General features: G+C 71.4%; 10 protein-coding genes and 1 tRNA gene. 4 read left to right on the top strand and 7 right to left on the bottom strand.

The window, feature by feature from the left end; all coding sequences use genetic code 11:
- Nucleotides 1-35: 35 nt before the first annotated feature.
- From ACZ470_RS09195 to sucC, 7 genes are all read right to left on the bottom strand, one after another.
- Nucleotides 36-3,926, bottom strand: a complete 3,891-nt coding sequence (locus tag ACZ470_RS09195) for an nSTAND1 domain-containing NTPase (protein WP_468425886.1) — start codon at nucleotides 3,924-3,926, stop codon at nucleotides 36-38.
- Between the two features lie 170 nt (nucleotides 3,927-4,096).
- Nucleotides 4,097-4,546 carry a peptidase inhibitor family I36 protein gene (locus tag ACZ470_RS09190; RefSeq protein WP_468425884.1) on the bottom strand — a complete coding sequence of 150 codons (450 nt, stop codon included), beginning with the start codon at nucleotides 4,544-4,546 and terminating at the stop codon, nucleotides 4,097-4,099.
- Between the two features lie 72 nt (nucleotides 4,547-4,618).
- Nucleotides 4,619-5,533 carry a hypothetical protein gene (locus ACZ470_RS09185; RefSeq protein ID WP_468425882.1) on the bottom strand — a complete coding sequence of 305 codons (915 nt, stop codon included), beginning with the start codon at nucleotides 5,531-5,533 and terminating at the stop codon, nucleotides 4,619-4,621.
- A gap of 221 nt (nucleotides 5,534-5,754) precedes the next feature.
- A tRNA-Leu gene (locus tag ACZ470_RS09180) sits at nucleotides 5,755-5,839 on the bottom strand.
- A 143-nt stretch (nucleotides 5,840-5,982) separates the two neighbouring features.
- A complete protein-coding gene (locus ACZ470_RS09175; protein ID WP_468425881.1) occupies nucleotides 5,983-7,524 on the bottom strand; it encodes an aldehyde dehydrogenase family protein in 1,542 nt (513 codons plus the stop codon).
- Nucleotides 7,525-7,577: 53 nt separating this feature from the next.
- On the bottom strand, nucleotides 7,578-8,462 hold the full coding sequence (sucD, locus tag ACZ470_RS09170; protein WP_468425879.1) for a succinate--CoA ligase subunit alpha: 885 nt from the start codon (nucleotides 8,460-8,462) through the stop codon (nucleotides 7,578-7,580).
- A gap of 14 nt (nucleotides 8,463-8,476) precedes the next feature.
- Nucleotides 8,477-9,607, bottom strand: coding sequence for an ADP-forming succinate--CoA ligase subunit beta (gene sucC, locus ACZ470_RS09165; protein ID WP_468425877.1), 1,131 nt, complete (start codon nucleotides 9,605-9,607; stop codon nucleotides 8,477-8,479).
- 191 nt (nucleotides 9,608-9,798) lie between these two features.
- Here sucC and ACZ470_RS09160 point away from each other — a divergent pair, with 191 nt between their 5' ends.
- The 4 genes from ACZ470_RS09160 (at nucleotide 9,799) to ACZ470_RS09145 (ending at nucleotide 16,380) form a co-directional block, all read left to right on the top strand.
- Nucleotides 9,799-11,481, top strand: coding sequence for a thiamine pyrophosphate-binding protein (locus ACZ470_RS09160; RefSeq protein WP_468425875.1), 1,683 nt, complete (start codon nucleotides 9,799-9,801; stop codon nucleotides 11,479-11,481).
- A 10-nt stretch (nucleotides 11,482-11,491) separates the two neighbouring features.
- Nucleotides 11,492-12,724 carry a formyl-CoA transferase gene (gene frc, locus ACZ470_RS09155; protein WP_468425873.1) on the top strand — a complete coding sequence of 411 codons (1,233 nt, stop codon included), beginning with the start codon at nucleotides 11,492-11,494 and terminating at the stop codon, nucleotides 12,722-12,724.
- Nucleotides 12,725-12,728: 4 nt separating this feature from the next.
- A complete protein-coding gene (locus tag ACZ470_RS09150; RefSeq protein WP_468425872.1) occupies nucleotides 12,729-14,873 on the top strand; it encodes an acetate--CoA ligase family protein in 2,145 nt (714 codons plus the stop codon).
- A 121-nt stretch (nucleotides 14,874-14,994) separates the two neighbouring features.
- Nucleotides 14,995-16,380, top strand: a complete 1,386-nt coding sequence (locus tag ACZ470_RS09145) for an OFA family MFS transporter (protein WP_468425870.1) — start codon at nucleotides 14,995-14,997, stop codon at nucleotides 16,378-16,380.
- The last annotated feature ends 1 nt before the right edge of the window (nucleotide 16,381 follow it).

The following is a 16,381-nucleotide window of genomic DNA, read 5'->3' as shown; positions in this document are numbered from 1 at the left end:
ACCCGGGAAACCCCCCGTGAGCAGGTGAGTCGCCGTCACCCCCGGCCGTCGCAGGGCGCCCCGTCGGTGAACGGGACACCGGGCAGGAGCTTCGCGCGCGTCTCCGCGTCGACGCTCGCGCTCAGCCGGCAGATCCGCGCCAGCCGGGCCCCGGGGTCCAGGTCCCACAGTCGTGCGGTGCCGTCCGTGCCGGCGCTGGCCACCGTGCGCCCGCCGGGGGCGAAGGTCACGCTCCACACCGCGTCGGTGTGGCCCGTCAGCGTCGCCCACGGACGCCGCCCGGCGACGTCCCACAGGCGCACCGTACGGTCGTTGCCGCTGCTGGCGAGCGTGCGGCCGTCGGGGGCGAAGGCGATGCCCCGGGCGGAGCCGGTGTGACCGGTCAGGACGGCCGCGGAGCGGCGTTCGCGGACGTTCCACAGCCGTACGGTGCCGTCGTTGCCGCTGCTGGCCAGCGTCCGCCCGTCGGGGGCGAAGGCCACGCCGCGCACCGCGCCGGTGTGGCCGTTCAGCGTGCCGAGCGGGCGGTGCGAGGAGACGTCCCAGAGCCGTACGGTCAGGTCGTCGGCGGCGCTCGCCAGCATCCGGCCGTCGGGGCTGAAGGCGACGCCGTTGACGAAGTCCCGGTGGCCGGTCAGCGTCGCCAGCGGCGCGCGCCCCGCCACGTCCCACAGGCGCACCGTACGGTCGGCGCCGGCCGAGGCGAGACTCCGGCCGTCGGGGGCGAAGGCGACGGAGTGGACCTGACCGGTGTGGCCGGTCAGGGTGGCCAGCGGCCCGTGAGCGGCCACGTCCCACAGCCGGATCGTGCCGTCGGAGCCCGCCGACGCCAGGGTGCGTCCATCGGGTGCGAAGGAGACCGAGAAGACGGCCTCGGTGTGTCCCCGGAGCGTCGCCAGGAGCCGGCGCCGGCTCACCTCCCACAGGCGTACCGTGTGGTCGGCGTCGGCGGTGGCCAGCAGTGTCCCGTCGGGGCTGTACCGGGCCTGCCAGACCTCCGTGAACGGACGGGCCGTCAGCACCGGGCCGCCGAGGTTCCACAGGACCACGGACCGGTCGAAGCCCGCCGTGGCGAGCACGGTGTCGTCGGAGGTCACGGCCGCCCCCATCACGTAGTCGGTGTGCCCGGCGAGCACCGCGGTCTGCCGGCCGCTGCGGACGTCCCACAGCCTGGTCGTCCCGTCGCCGACCGCGCCGACGACCGTGGCGCCGTCGTGCGTGTACGCGACGGCGTTGATGTCGTCGCTGCTCCCGGACAGCGTCGCGCCGAGCCGGCCGGCGCGTACGTCCCACAGCCGTACGGTCCGGTCGACGCCCCCGGAGGCCACCTCCGCGCCGTCCGGGGAGAACGCCGCGCCCAGCACTTCGTCGGTGTGACCCTCGAGCACGGCGAGGGGCCGGAACCGGTCGGTGTCCCACAGCCGCACGACGCGGTCGGCTCCGGCGGAGACCAGGGTCCGGCCGTCGTGGGCGTGGTCCAGGGCGTTGACCGTCCCCTTGTGCCCGCTGAGGGAGGCGATGACGCGGGGTGTGCGCGCGGTGTCCCACAACTGGATCGGCCCGTCCGCGGTCGCGACGGCGAGGCGGCTGCCGCGGGGGTCGAAGGACAGCGCCCGTGCCCCCTTCGTGCTGTCGGCGAGCACGGCCCTCCTGCGCCGCTCGGGGATGTCCCAGAGGCTCACGGGCCCGCGTGTCGACGTCGCCGCGAGGGTGCGGCCGTCGGGGCTGAAGGCGACCGACCGGACGGGCCCGGACACGGTGAACGTGGCGGTCGTGCGGCGGTCCGACACCCGTCGAAGGATCACGGTCCCGTCGGAACTGGCCGTCGCCAGGAGCCGGTTGTCCGGTGCGAAGACCACCGCGTTGACCGGCCCCCGGTGGCCGCCCAGCCGGCCGGAGAAGGGCTGGGACTGCGTGCTCAGCAGCGCGCCGCGCGCCTCGGTGGTGGCGTGGGCCCGGTAGGCCTCCCCGGCCAGCAGCATCGACGCCTCCGGCTGGCCTCCGGCGAGCGACGCGGACCGTACGGCGAGCGCCTGGGAACGGGCGACGCGTTCCTGGTCGAGGGCGCTCTCGCGCTGCTGGTAGGCGAGGCCGCCGGCGCTCAGGGCGAGCCCCAGCAGGACGACGAGCGTGGCGAGCATCGACTGCCGGAGCCGGACCTGGCGCCTGGCCTGCCTCTCGTGGCCTTCCTGCTCGGCCAGGCTCGCCCGGAGGAACGCCTCCTCACCGGGGCCCAGTCGGCGTCGGCCGTCCAGTTCGTCGGCCCAGGAGCGCACGGTGCTCAGCCGGGTGCCGCGGTACAGCGCGGACGGATCACGGCCTTCGCGCTCCCATTCGGCGGCGGCGTGCGCGAGTTGCTGGTGGAGCAGCAGCCCGGCGCGGTCGGCGTGGATCCAGTCCCGCAGTCGTGGCCAGGCGTGCAGCAGGGCCTCATGGGTGATCTGGACCGTGTCGCTGTCCATGGTGACGAGCCGGGCCCGTACGAAGGCGTCGAGCGCGGTGGCCGCGCCGTCCGCGTCGGCGAACTGCTCCATCAGGGCGGCCCGGCTCGTCCGGCGGCGGGTCGCCCCGCCGCCGTCCGCGACGTACACCAGACGGGACAGGACACGGCGGATCGTCTTCTGCTCGGCCGGATACAGCCGGGCGAAGACGTTCTCGGCGGTCCGCGCGATCGCGCCCTGGATGCCGCCGGCCCGCTCGTACCCGGCGACGGTCAGCACGGTCCCCTCGCGGCGCTGCCAGGTGGCCAGCAGGGCGTGGGAGACGAGGGGGAGCACGCCGGAGGGGGTCACGTCGGCTCCGCTGTCCCGCACGCTGCCGCCCGGCTCGTCACGCAGTCCCGCGTCGCGCAACAGCAGGGGGACCAGGCCGGGTTGGAGGGTCAGTCCGGCGAGTTCCGCGGGCCGGGTGACGGACTCCCGCAACTCCCCCACGGACATGGGCGGCAGCACGAACAGCCCGTCGGTGAGGACCGGGGCCAGTTCGGGGAGGTCGAGACAGTTGCCGGTGAAGTCGGCCCGGATGCCCAGCACCACGACGGCGGGACCGTGCGCGCTCTCGTCCGGCCGGGCGGCCGCCAGCGCGCGGAGCACCCGGACGAAGGTGCGCCGCTCGTCCTGGTCCGCGCAGAGGGTGAAGAGTTCCTCGAACTGGTCGACGATCAGCACCGGCCGGCAGGGCGGGGGCAGGCGTTCCCCGGGTGGCGGCGCCGGCGGGTCGTCCACCATCGCGCGTATGGCGTCGAGCACCGCGTCGGGGTTCTCGCGCATCTCCTCGACGGTGACGGCGAGGTCCCCGCCCACCGCCTTCGCGGTGCGTTCCAGGAGTTCGTCCAGGGGCCGTGAGGTGGGGGTGAACGTCACCACCGGCCACCGGTCGGCACCCGGCATGGGGAAGTCACCACGCCGCAGGGCGGGCACCAGTCCGGCGTTGAGCAGGGACGACTTGCCCGCGCCCGAGGGGGCGACGAGCATCAGCGGGCCGCTTCCCACCCGTTCGAAGACCCGTTCCACCAGTGCGGCCGTCGCGCGCTCCCGGCCGAAGAACCATTCCGCGTCCTGCGGGGTGAACGCCGACAGGCCGCGGTACGGACACACCCCGTCGGACTGCCGCTCGGAAGCGACGGCCTCGGCGCCGCTGCCGCTGTCGGCGGGCGGTCCCTCCTGGACCAGCCTGAGCAACTCACCCTCGGCGCCCAGTACTCGGTCACAGATACGGGCGATGTCGGCGGTCGCCCGTTTCGTGCCGGTCTCGATCTTGCTGAGGTAGCCCTTGCTGTAGTGCGTCTGCCGCGCCAGGTCGGTCAGCGACAGGCCGCGTGCCTGTCTGAGTCGTCTTAATTCCGCGGGGAAGGAGTGCGTGGTCGGCGCGTTCCGGTCCCGCTCGTTACCGTGGTCAACTTCATGCCCATGCTGCGGATCTCCCACGGAGTCCCCCATGCGGTGCGGCCGTGAGACGGTGGAAGTCCAGGTTACTGCCGGGGGAATAAGGGCAGCCAAACCTTTCACCCGGTATGGCGAAAGCGCGAACGTCCGGAACCATGGAGCGGTTCCGGACGTTCGGTCCCCGTCGCACGGACGGGTCGGGGTGGGATCGGTCAGGTCAGGAAGGCCCCGCAGGCGCTGCGGGCCACCCACCGGTGCGAGGAGATGGTGTCGTTCGCGTTGACCCCGTTGGTGAACCGGTTGTCGGTCAGGTTGTCGGCGTACAGCTCGCCCGGCGCGAGGCAGGCGTGCCCGCCGCCGTAGCCGGAGTTCTCGTAGAACGCGACGTGGTCGAGGCCACCGGTGAAGCCGCGGTTCATGACGGACGTGGCCCTGTCCTGCGAGCCGACCCACCAGTCGCTGTTGCCCGCGGTGCTGATCAGCTGGGCGCCCGAGCAGTCCAGGTTCTCCCAGGCGTACATGTAGCCGTTGCGCGGCCCCCACTTGCTGTCGCAGCCCGGTCCGGCGACGGTGTTCCCGGCGGCCTGCGAGGTGGTGGCGGGTACGACGACGCCCAGGGCGGTGAGCCCGAGGAGGGCCGCCGTGACGGTGAACTTGCGCATGCTGTTTTCCCCTCGTTGTGGTGATGATGTGGTGCGGTGGCAGGGCGCTGTCCGCCCGGGAGCGGGAAGTGGTCAGCCCCGCTCCGGAACGATGCGCACCGCCCGGTCGTAGGCCCGCTGACCGAGGTGCCGGTAGGTGTCGATGTCCTTGCCGAACCGGTCGCGCAGGCGGTCCAGGTAGTACGTCTCCCGCGCCGTGGCCACGGCGCGCAGGGAGGTCTCGCGGGCACAGGTCGCGTCGGCGACGGCGGTCCTCCGCTCGGCGGCGAACGCCTCCTCGGCGCGGGCCGCGCCCAGCCGGGCGGTGTCGGCCCGGACGGCTTCTCGGGCCGCCTGGGGGTCCTCGTGGGGCAGGCCGGCCCGCTTCATGCATCGGGACCAGGCCCGGACCGCCGAGGTCAGGTGACGGTCCTCCATCAGCTCCTTGCCGTAGAGGGCGTTGAGGCCGGTGGCGATCCTGCCGGTGCGGTACCACTCGGCCGGGTCGCCGTAGAGTGCGCGCTCGGCCTCCTCCATGCAGCCGCCGACGCGTTTGCGGGTCTCCCCGCCGCCCGGCAGCGCCGCCGTGAGCATGCGGGCACCGCCGCCGCCGTCGAGCGCGGTGTCGAAGGCGGCGCGCCGGGACGGGGAGAGGCTCCGGCGGTAGGTTCCGTTGGGGTTGCGTTCGTGGAAGCGAAGACTCTTCGCTTCGATCCGGCCGCCGTACCCGTACGTACGGGCCCAGGCCACGTCGTCCTGCACGTAGCGCACCGGGCGGCTCTCCCGGAGCGTCAGGCCACGGTCCTCCCAGTAGGTGAAGCCCTGGCGGTTCATGCACTGCTTGGTCAGACGTTGGTGCGCGTCGGCGACGCGCAGTTCCTGTTGCCAGGTCAGTGCCGGGGGACGCGGTTCCTGTCGTGCCCGGCCGTCGCCTCCGTCGCCTCCGTCGGCGCATCCGGTCGCGACGGCCGCCACGACCGCGCACACGGACACGAGTACCCATCGCATGGACCCCGCCCCCCTTCGCCGCCGTTCGCTGACGGACCCAGAGTTGCCCCGCTGCCGGCGGAGGTCGACGGGTTTCCTGTTGCCCGCCGGGGCCGTCGACCGGGAAACACGGCGTGAGCAGGGGTAACGCGGGGAGGGAGGCAACGCGGTGGGGACGGTCGGAAGCGCGACAACGATCGATGGCCCCGACCGCTACGGTCGGGGCCATCGATGGTGTGAAGTGTCCGAGGGGGGACTTGAACCCCCACGCCCGATAAAGGGCACTAGCACCTCAAGCTAGCGCGTCTGCCATTCCGCCACCCGGACCAGGTGTCTGCCGCCTCGCGGGTGTTCCCCGCGGCGACATGGACAACCATACCAAGGTTTCGCAGTGCCTTTCACCTGCGTTTTCCGTGCCCCGGGCGGTGGTGGTCCGGGGTGCACGGTGTGTGTCCGGGCGGCTACTCGCCTCAGGGCATGAGCTGGTGGTCCGGGAAGTTGCCGGGCAGGCGCTCCTCCGCCGGTCCCCGGGTCACGGCGCGGACCAGCAGGTCGCCGCCGACGAACGCGCCGCGCCAGGACGCGCCGAAGCCGCCGAACAGCTCGTCCCGGTCGCCGCGGGAGCGCGGGACGCCGTGGCCGACCTTGAAGGCGCGGATCTGCGGGGCCAGCCTGTCGTAGGTGGACCGGTCGTCCGTGGACAGGGTGGCCACCAGGGCGCCGTTGGAGGCGTTCATGGCGGCCAGCAGTTCGGCCTCCGTGTCGACCAGGACGATGGTGTCGACCGGGCCGAACGGCTCCGCGTGGTGCAGCGGGGAGGAGGGGGGCGGGTTCAGCAGCGTGACGGGCTGCACGTACGCGGAGGTGTCCTGGCCGGGCAGGAAGCGGGCCTCGGACGGGGTGCCCCGGTGGAGCGGTACGGCGCCGCGGTCGATGGCCTCGGCGACCTGGTCGTGCAGCTCCTTCGCCTTGGCCGCGTTGATCAGCGGTCCGAAGTCCAGCCGCGGGTGCGGGTCGGTGGGGTGTTCGACGGCGAGCGGGTGGCCGACCGTGACCGTGCGGACGGCGGGGAGGTAGGCGGCCAGGAACTCGTCGAAGAGACCGCGCTGGACGACGAAGCGCGGATAGGCCGTGCAGCGCTGCTTGCCGTAGTCGAAGAGTTTGGGGATCACCGCGCTCAGGGTGTCCCAGTCCGAGTAATTCCAGACGCCCCAGGTGTTGAGTCCTTCCTGTTCGAGGATGTGCCGTTTGCCGAGGTCGGCGACGGCCGTGGCGACCGCCGCGCCGGTGTCGCGGCCGCCGACGAAGGAGACGCAGCCGACCTCGGGCGCCCGCACCAGCGCCTCGGACAGCTCGCTCCCGCTGCCGCTGACGAGGGTGACGGGGATGCCCTCGCGGGCGGCGAGTGCCGAGGCCAGGGTCAGACAGGCGACGCCGCCGTCGGTCGGGGTCTTGGCGATGACCGCGTTGCCCGCCAGTGCCTGGACCAGCATGGCGTGAACGAGCACGCTCATCGGGTAGTTCCAGCTGGCGATGTTGGAGACGGGCCCCTCCAGCGGGGCCCGGCCTTCGAGCATCCCGTCGATGCCGTCGACGTACCAGCGCACCCCGTCGATGGCACGGTCGACGTCCGCCCGCGCGAGCCGCCAGGGCTTGCCGATCTCCCAGACGAGCAGCAGTGCGAGCAGGTCGCGGTGCTGGGCGAGGGCGTCGAGGGTGGCCGCGACGCGGGCCTTGCGCTCCGGCAGCGGGATGTGGCGCCAGGCGCGGTGCTGGTCGAGCCCGGCGCGCACGGCCTGCCGGGCGGTGGCCCGGTCCAGGCGTGGCGGGCCCGCGACGGGGCTGCCGTCGACGGGGCTGACGGCGGGCAGGGCCCGGCCGTCCGGCTGCCAGGCGGCGTTCCAGAGGTTGAGGACGCGGTCGTCGCGGAAGGCCTCGGGGGCGACGGTCAGGCAGCGCTGCCAGGCGTCGGCCCAGGAGGTGCCGGATTTGAGGGTGAGGGTGGGTGGCATGCGTTCGCTCCGCTCTCGGTGCACGGTCGAGAGAAAGGGGGCTTTCGAGGGCCTCAGTGGTCGGCGTTCAGGACGGCGAGCACCTGCCGGGCCGTCTCCGTGGGTGTGCCGCCGACCCTGACTCCGGCCGCCTCCAGCGCCTCCTGCTTCGCCCGCGCCGTACCGGACGAGCCGGAGACGATCGCGCCGGCGTGGCCCATGGTGCGGCCCTCGGGGGCGGTGAAGCCGGCGATGTAGCCGACGACGGGCTTGGTGACGTGGTCGCGGATGTACGCGGCCGCGCGTTCCTCCGCGTCGCCGCCGATCTCGCCGATGAGGACGATCAGGTCGGTGTCGGGATCGTCCTGGAAGGCGGCGAGGCAGTCGATGTGGGTGGTGCCGACGACGGGGTCGCCGCCGATGCCGACGCAGGTGGAGAAGCCGATGTCCCGCAGCTCGTACATGAGTTGATAGGTGAGCGTGCCGGACTTGGAGACCAGTCCGATGCGGCCCGGCTTGGTGATGTCGGCCGGGATGATGCCCGCGTTGGACTGGCCGGGGGTGATCAGGCCGGGGCAGTTGGGGCCGATGACGCGGGTCCCCTTGCGCCGGGCGTGGGCGAGGAAGGCGACGGAGTCGTGGACGGGGATGCCCTCGGTGATGACGACCGCGAGGCCGATGCCGGCGTCGGCGGCCTCGACGACGGCGTACTTGGCGAAGGCGGGCGGTACGAAGACGACGGTGACGTCGGCTCCGGTGGCGTCGATGCCCTCGGCGACCGAGCCGAAGACGGGGACGGCGCGCTCGTCGAAGTCGACGGTTCGGCCGGCCTTGCGGGGGTTGACGCCGCCGACGACGTTCGTGCCGGCGGCGAGCATCCGCCGGGTGTGCCGCATGCCCTCGCCGCCGGTCATGCCCTGGACGAGGACCTTGCTCTCCTTGGTGAGGTGGATCGCCATGTCGTCCGGTCTCCTCAGGGTGTGGTGGCGAGGTGGGCGGCCCGGCGCGCGGCGCCGTCCATGGTGGTGACCTGTTCGACGAGCGGGTGCGCGTGCTCGTCGAGGACGGCCCGTCCGCTGGCCGCGTTGTTCCCGTCGAGCCGTACGACGAGCGGCTTGGTCAGCCGTACGGTGTCCAGGGCGCGGACGATGCCGTCGGCGACCGCGTCGCAGGCGGTGATGCCGCCGAAGACGTTGACGAAGACGGATTTCACCGACGGGTCGGAGAGGATGACCGACAGGCCGTCCGCCATGATCTGCGCGGAGGCGCCTCCGCCGATGTCGAGGAAGTTGGCGGGGCGGGCTCCGCAGCCGGCGACCACGTCGAGGGTGGACATGACGAGCCCGGCGCCGTTGCCGATGATGCCGACCTCGCCGTCGAGTTTGACGTAGTTGAGGCCCTTGGCGGCCGCGGCGGCCTCCAGCGGGTCGTGACGGGTTTCGTCCTCGGCTCCCCAACGGGCCTGGCGGAAGCGGGCGTTGTCGTCGAGGGTGACCTTGCCGTCGAGGGCCATGACGCGGCCGTCCCGGGTGCGGACGAGCGGGTTGACCTCGACGAGCAGGGCGTCCTCGCGGACGAGGACCTCCCACAGCCGTACGAGGACGTCGACGGTCTGCGGCGGCAGGCCCGCCGCCTCGGCGATACGGGACGCCGTCGCCGGGGTGACTCCTTCGGCGGGGTCGACGGGGACGCGCGCCACGGCCTCGGGGCGGGTCGCAGCGACCTCCTCGATGTCCATGCCGCCCTCGGCGGAGGCGATGGCGAGGAAGCGACCGGCGGCGCGGTCGAGGACGTAGGAGACGTAGAACTCCTCGGCGATGTCGACGGGCTGGGCCAGCATCACCGCGCCGACCGTGTGTCCCTTGATGTCCATGCCGAGTATCTGACGTGCCGTGAGTTCGGCGGCAGCCGGGTCGGCGGCGAGCTTGACGCCGCCGGCCTTGCCGCGTCCGCCTGTCTTGACCTGCGCTTTGACGACGACTCGGCCGCCGAGCCGACGGGCGATCTCGCGGGCCTGTTTGGACGAGTCGGTGACCTCGGCCCGCGGCACCACGATGCCGTGTTCTGCGAAGAGTTCCCTTGCCTGGTGTTCGTACAGGTCCATCTCGGCTCCTGTCTGCGAAGTCGCCGGAAGGTCCGAAGAGGGGTTGGAGACCGGCGACTGAAAAGTGCCGCGCACCCCCTGGACACCACCCATCGGATGCGGGATAACAAGCTTCATACAGTATTCGTCGACTGTATGCAATGTACCGCGAGACCGTTCCCCAACCCCTAGGAAGGGACAAGGACTTCGCCATGCCCGACGACACCCAGGACGTCATCTCCGGCGGTCATCTCGTCGCCAAGGCCCTCAAGGCCGAGGGCGTCGACCGCATCTACACACTGTGCGGCGGCCACATCATCGACATCTACGACGGCTGCGTCGACGAGGGCATCGAGGTCGTCGACGTACGGCACGAACAGGTGGCGGCCCATGCCGCCGACGGGTACGCGCGCGTCACCGGCAAGCCCGGCTGCGCGGTCGTCACCGCCGGGCCGGGAACGACCGACGCCGTCACCGGAGTGGCCAACGCCTTCCGCGCGGAGTCCCCGATGCTGCTGATCGGCGGTCAGGGCGCGCTCACCCAGCACAAGATGGGGTCCCTCCAGGACCTGCCGCACGTCGACATGATGAGCCCCATCACCAAGTTCGCGGCGACCGTGCCCGACACGGCACGCGCGGCGGACATGGTGTCGATGGCCTTCCGCGAGTGCTACCACGGCGCCCCCGGCCCCTCCTTCCTGGAGATCCCGCGCGATGTGCTGGACGCCAAGGTGGACGCGTCCAAGGCGCGGGTGCCGCGGCAGGGCGCGTACCGGGCCTCGACCCGGTCGGCCGGCGATCCCGAGGCGATCGAGCGGCTCGCGGATCTGCTGGTGCACGCCGAGAAGCCGGCGATCCTGCTCGGCAGCCAGGTGTGGACGACCCGGGGCACCGAGGCGGCCATCGAGCTGGTGCGCACCCTCAACATCCCCGCGTACATGAACGGCGCGGGGCGCGGCACGCTCCCGCCCGGGGACCCGCACCACTTCCAGCTCTCCCGGCGGTACGCCTTCTCGGGCGCCGACGTCATCGTGATCGTCGGTACGCCCTTCGACTTCCGCATGGGCTACGGCAAGCGGCTGTCCCCCGACGCGACCGTCGTGCAGATCGACCTCGACTACCGCACCGTCGGCAAGAACCGCGACATCGACCTCGGGATCGTCGGCGACGCGGGGCTGGTGCTGAAGTCGGTGACCGAGGCGGCCTCCGGGCGGGTGAACGGGGGCGCGTCCAAGCGCAAGGAGTGGCTGGACGAACTGCGGGCCGCCGAGCAGACCGCGCTGGAGAAGCGGCTGCCGCACCTGCGGTCGGACGCCTCCCCCATCCACCCGTACCGGCTCGTCAGCGAGATCAACGACTTCCTCACCGAGGACTCGATCTACATCGGGGACGGCGGCGACATCGTCACCTTCTCCGGGCAGGTCGTGCAGCCCAAGTCACCCGGGCACTGGATGGACCCGGGACCGCTGGGCACCCTCGGCGTCGGCGTGCCCTTCGTGCTCGCCGCCAAGCAGGCCCGGCCCGACAAGGAGGTCGTCGCCCTGTTCGGCGACGGCGCCTTCTCCCTCACCGGCTGGGACTTCGAGACCCTGGTCCGCTACGACCTCCCCTTCGTCGGCATCGTCGGCAACAACTCCTCGATGAACCAGATCCGTTATGGCCAGGCCGCCAAGTACGGCAAGGAGCGCGAGCGGGTCGGCAACACCCTCGGCGACGTCCGGTACGACGAGTTCGCGCGGATGCTGGGCGGTCACGGCGAGGAGGTCCGCGACCCCGCCGACATCGGCCCCGCGCTGCTCCGGGCCCGCGAGTCGGGCAAGCCGTCGCTGATCAACGTCTGGGTGGACCCGGACGCGTACGCCCCCGGAACCATGAACCAGACCATGTACAAGTGAGGTGCACCCCATGACCGCCAAGGCACTTGAGGGCATCCGCGTCCTCGACATGACACACGTCCAGTCCGGGCCCTCCGCGACCCAGCTGCTGGCCTGGCTCGGCGCGGACGTCGTCAAGCTCGAGGCACCGACCGGTGACATCACGCGCAAGCAGCTGCGCGATCTGCCGGACGTCGACTCCCTCTACTTCACGATGCTCAACTGCAACAAGCGGAGCATCACCCTCAACACCAAGACCGAGCGCGGCAAGGAGATCCTCACCGAGCTGATCCGGCGCTCGGACGTCATGGTCGAGAACTTCGGGCCGGGCGCGATCGACCGGATGGGGTTCACCTGGGACCGCATCAAGGAGATCAATCCACGGATCGTCTATGCCTCCATCAAGGGGTTCGGGGACGGCCCGTACACCAACTTCAAGGCGTACGAGGTCGTCGCGCAGGCGATGGGCGGGTCGATGTCGACCACCGGGTTCGAGGAGGGGCCGCCGCTGGCGACGGGGGCCCAGATCGGGGACTCGGGCACGGGCGTGCACGCGGTGGCCGGCATTCTCGCCGCGCTGTTCCAGCGGGAGAGCACCGGGCGCGGGCAGCGGGTGAACGTGGCCATGCAGCACGCGGTGCTCAACCTCTGCCGGGTGAAGCTGCGCGACCAGCAGCGCCTGACCCATGGTCCACTCGCCGAATATCCCAACGAGGACTTCGGCGACGAGGTTCCCCGGTCCGGGAACGCGTCCGGCGGCGGGCAGCCCGGCTGGGCGGTCAAGTGCGCTCCGGGCGGCCCGAACGACTACGTGTACGTCATCGTGCAGCCCGTCGGCTGGAAGCCGCTGAGCGAGCTCATCGGCCGGCCCGAGCTGGCCGACGACCCCGAGTGGGCGACGCCGGAGGCCCGGCTGCCCAAGCTGAACAAGATGTTCCAGCTGATCGAGGAGTGGTCCTCGACGCTGCCCAAGTGGGAGGTGCTGGAGCGGCTCAACGCGCACAACATCCCGTGCGGGCCGATCCTGTCCACCAAGGAGATCATCGAGGACAGCTCGCTGGTCGCCAACGAGATGGTCGTCACCGTCCCGCACCCCGAGCGCGGCGAGTTCGTCACCGTCGGCAGCCCGCTGAAGCTCTCCGACTCCCCCGTCGACGTGGTGGCCTCCCCGCTGCTCGGCGAGCACAACGCAGAGGTCTACGTCGGTGAACTGGGCCTCGGGGACGAGGAGCTGCGCCTGCTCAAGTCGAACGGGGTGATCTGACGTGATGGCCGAGGACCGGGCGCCGAAGGTGCGCGCGCTGCTGGACGCGGTGCGCTCCGAGGGGCGCACCGCGCTCACCGCGCCCGAGGGCAAGGTGATCGCCGACGCGTACGGGATCGCCGTACCCGGTGAGGAGCTGGCGACGGACGTCGACGAGGCCGTGGCGTACGCGGCGCGGTTCGGCGGACCCGTGGTGATGAAGATCGTGTCACCGGACATCCTGCACAAGACCGACGCCGGCGGTGTGATCGTCGGAGTGGAGGGGGCCGCGGACGTACGGGCGGCGTTCCACCGGATCGTCGAGAACGCGCGGGCGTACGCCCCGGATGCGCGGATCGAGGGCGTGCAGGTGCAGGAGCTGCTGCCGAAGGGGCAGGAGGTCATCGTCGGCGCGGTCACCGATCCGACGTTCGGGAAGGTGGTGGCGTTCGGGCTCGGCGGGGTGCTCGTCGAGGTGCTGAAGGACGTCACGTTCCGGCTGGCGCCGGTGGACGCCGACGAGGCGCTGTCGATGCTGGACTCGATCCGCTCGGCGGAGGTCCTGCGCGGGGTGCGGGGCCAGGAGGGCGTGGACCGGTGGGCGGTCGCCGAGCAGATCCGGCGGGTGTCGCAACTGGTCGCGGACTTCCCGGAGATCGCCGAGGTGGACCTCAACCCGGTGATCGCCACGGCGGACGGCGCGGTCGCCGCCGACATCCGTGTGATCCTCTCCACCGAGGAGCCCAAGGAGCGGCGCCGTTACTCGCGCGAGGAGATCCTCACCTCCATGCGGCGGCTGATGCAGCCGCGTTCGGTGGCGGTGATCGGCGCGTCGAACGAGTCCGGCAAGATCGGCAACTCCGTGATGCGCAACCTCGTCGACGGCGGTTTCGCCGGGGAGATCCATCCGGTGAACCCCAAGGCCGATGACATTCTGGGCCGCAAGGCGTACAAGAGTGTCACCGACGTTCCCGGTGAGGTGGATGTGGCGGTCTTCGCGATCCCCGCCAAGTTCGTGGCCTCGGCGCTGGAAGAGGTGGGGCGCAAGCGCATCCCCAACGCGGTGCTGATCCCGTCCGGGTTCGCGGAGACCGGGGAGCACGAGCTCCAGGACGAGATCGTGGCCATCGCCGAGCGGCACGGCGTCCGGCTGCTGGGGCCCAACATCTACGGCTACTACTCGACCTGGCAGGACCTGTGCGCCACGTTCTGCACGCCGTACGACGTCAAGGGCGGGGTGGCGCTGACGAGTCAGTCGGGCGGCATCGGGATGGCCATCCTCGGCTTCGCGCGGACCACGAAGACGGGCGTGTCGGCGATCGTCGGACTGGGCAACAAGTCGGACCTGGACGAGGACGACCTGCTGACCTGGTTCGGGGAGGACCCGCACACCGAGTGCATCGCGATGCACCTGGAGGACCTCAAGGACGGGCGCGCGTTCGTCGAGGCCGCGCGGCAGACGGTGCCGAAGAAGCCGGTCGTGGTGCTGAAGGCGGGGCGTACGGCGGCGGGCGCGAAGGCCGCGGGCTCGCACACCGGCGCCCTTGCGGGCGACGACGCCGTGTACGACGACATCCTGCGGCAGGCCGGTGTCATCCGGGCGCCGGGGCTGAACGACATGCTGGAGTACGCGCGGGCGTTGCCCGTGCTGCCCACCCCGCAGGGCGACAACGTCGTGATCATCACCGGGGCCGGCGGCAGCGGGGTGCTGCTGTCGGACGCGGTGACGGACAACGGGCTCTCGCTGATGGAGATCCCGGCCGATCTGGACGCGGCGTTCCGGGAGTTCATCCCGCCGTTCGGGGCCGCGGGCAACCCCGTGGACATCACCGGGGGCGAGCCGCCGTCGACGTACGAGGCGACGATCCGGCTGGGTCTCGAGGACCCGCGCATCCACGCGCTGGTGCTCGGCTACTGGCACACGATCGTCACTCCTCCCATGGTGTTCGCCGAGCTCACGGCGCGCGTGGTGGCCGAGTTCCGGGAGCGGGGGATCTCCAAGCCCGTGGTGGCGTCGCTCGCGGGGGACGTGGAGGTCGAGGAGGCGTGCCAGTACCTCTTCGAGCACGGTGTCGTGGCGTACCCGTACACGACGGAGAAGCCGGTGGCCGTGCTCGGTGCGAAGTACCGCTGGGCGCGGGCCGCCGGGGTGTTGGGGGGCGGTTCATGAGGTGAGTGAACCGGGGGGCCGGTCGGCGGTGCGCGCCGGCCGGTCCCGGGTCCCGAGCGCGCACGAAAGGCATTGGACAGGGGGCGCTGGCCAGAACTTTCGACGCAAGGGGTGCAACAACGTGACAACCACCGACGTTACACAGGTCGCCGCCTATCGGGAGGTGACCGACAGGAACGGACGCGTCTACCGCGTCGGCGAGTCCGACGTCGACATCATGGGGCGCAAGCGCAAGTGGATGGTGATCCTGCCCTGGATCGGCATGATGGGCATCTCCTCCGCCGAGTACGCCTTCGCGTCGGCCGAGGACACGCTGCACGAGGCCCACCACTGGTCCAGCGGCAGCATCTACTGGATGATGACCGTCTGGGTGTTCTGCCAGGCGGCGGTCGCCTTCCCGGCGGGGCGGCTGCGTGAGAACGGCAGGCTGCCGGCGCGCTGGGCGATGATGCTGGGCTCGGTCGGCACACTGCTCGGCTATCTGTCACTGGCGTACGCGCCGCACGTGGTGCTCGCCTTCATCGGGTTCGGCATGTTCAGCGGCATGGGCGCGGGCATGGTGTACGCCACCTGCGTCAACATGGTCGGCAAGTGGTACCCGGAGCGCAAGGGCGGCAAGACCGGCTTCGTCAACGGCGGATTCGCCTACGGTTCGGTGCCGTTCGTCTTCATCTTCACCGGCTTCATGGACGGCTCCAACTTCCGCTGGGTGCTGGTCTCGGTCGGCGTCTTCCTCGCCGCCGTGGTGGCGGTCGCCGGCTTCTACTTCCGGGACCCGCCGAAGAACTGGTGGCCCGCCAGTGTCGACCCGCTCAACCCGCCGGACGACCCGAGGGCCCGGCGTTCGCTGGAGAAGAACCCGCCGGCCGACAAGCAGTACTCCCCGATGGAGGCGTGGAAGACCGGCCGGGTGGCGCTGATGTGGTTCTGTCTCGCCTGCACCTCCGGCGTGAACATCTTCGGCATCGCCTTCCAGGTCGACATCGGTGAGGACGCGGGTTTCGCGGCCGGGATCGTGGCCACGGCGATGTCGCTGAAGGCGATCGTCAACGGCACCGGGCGCGGCGTCATCGGCTGGCTCTCCGACCTCTACGGCCGCAAGCAGTGCCTGCTCTACGTGTGCGCCATCCTGGGCCTCGCCCAGTTCGGCATCATCTGGTCGGCCGAGATCAAGAACCTGCCGCTGTTCCTGATCTTCTCCGCCATCTCGGGCTTCGGCGGCGGTGCCATCTTCCCGATGTTCGCGGCGCTGACGGCGGACTACTTCGGCGAGAACAACAACGCCACCAACTACGGCATGGTCTACAGCTCCAAGCTCGTGTCCGGTCTGGGCGCGGGCATGGGTTCCGTGGTCGTCGGCGCCTGGGGCTACAACGGCGCCTTCACCCTGGCCGGCTGCATCTCGCTGTTCGCCGGCTGCGTGGCGATGTTCCTCAGCCCGCCGGGGCGGTCGAGGACCAAGCGCATCACGCCCAATCCCCGGCCACTGGGCGACGAGACGACCTGAC

Source organism: Streptomyces sp. NPDC031111 (assembly GCF_055570675.1).
Note: the sequence above shows the minus strand (reverse complement) of the source record. Positions and strands in the feature narration are given on the sequence as shown.

Excerpts from the sequence above, each read along its gene's own strand:
- frc (WP_468425873.1), top strand. The coding sequence starts at position 11,492 with ATGACCGCCAAGGCACTTGAGGGCATCCGCGTCCTCGACATGACACAC.
- ACZ470_RS09190 (WP_468425884.1), bottom strand. The coding sequence starts at position 4,546 with ATGCGCAAGTTCACCGTCACGGCGGCCCTCCTCGGGCTCACCGCCCTG.
- sucC (WP_468425877.1), bottom strand. The coding sequence starts at position 9,607 with ATGGACCTGTACGAACACCAGGCAAGGGAACTCTTCGCAGAACACGGC.
- ACZ470_RS09175 (WP_468425881.1), bottom strand. The coding sequence starts at position 7,524 with ATGCCACCCACCCTCACCCTCAAATCCGGCACCTCCTGGGCCGACGCC.
- ACZ470_RS09160 (WP_468425875.1), top strand. The coding sequence starts at position 9,799 with ATGCCCGACGACACCCAGGACGTCATCTCCGGCGGTCATCTCGTCGCC.
- ACZ470_RS09185 (WP_468425882.1), bottom strand. The coding sequence starts at position 5,533 with ATGCGATGGGTACTCGTGTCCGTGTGCGCGGTCGTGGCGGCCGTCGCG.
- sucD (WP_468425879.1), bottom strand. The coding sequence starts at position 8,462 with ATGGCGATCCACCTCACCAAGGAGAGCAAGGTCCTCGTCCAGGGCATG.
- ACZ470_RS09150 (WP_468425872.1), top strand. The coding sequence starts at position 12,729 with ATGGCCGAGGACCGGGCGCCGAAGGTGCGCGCGCTGCTGGACGCGGTG.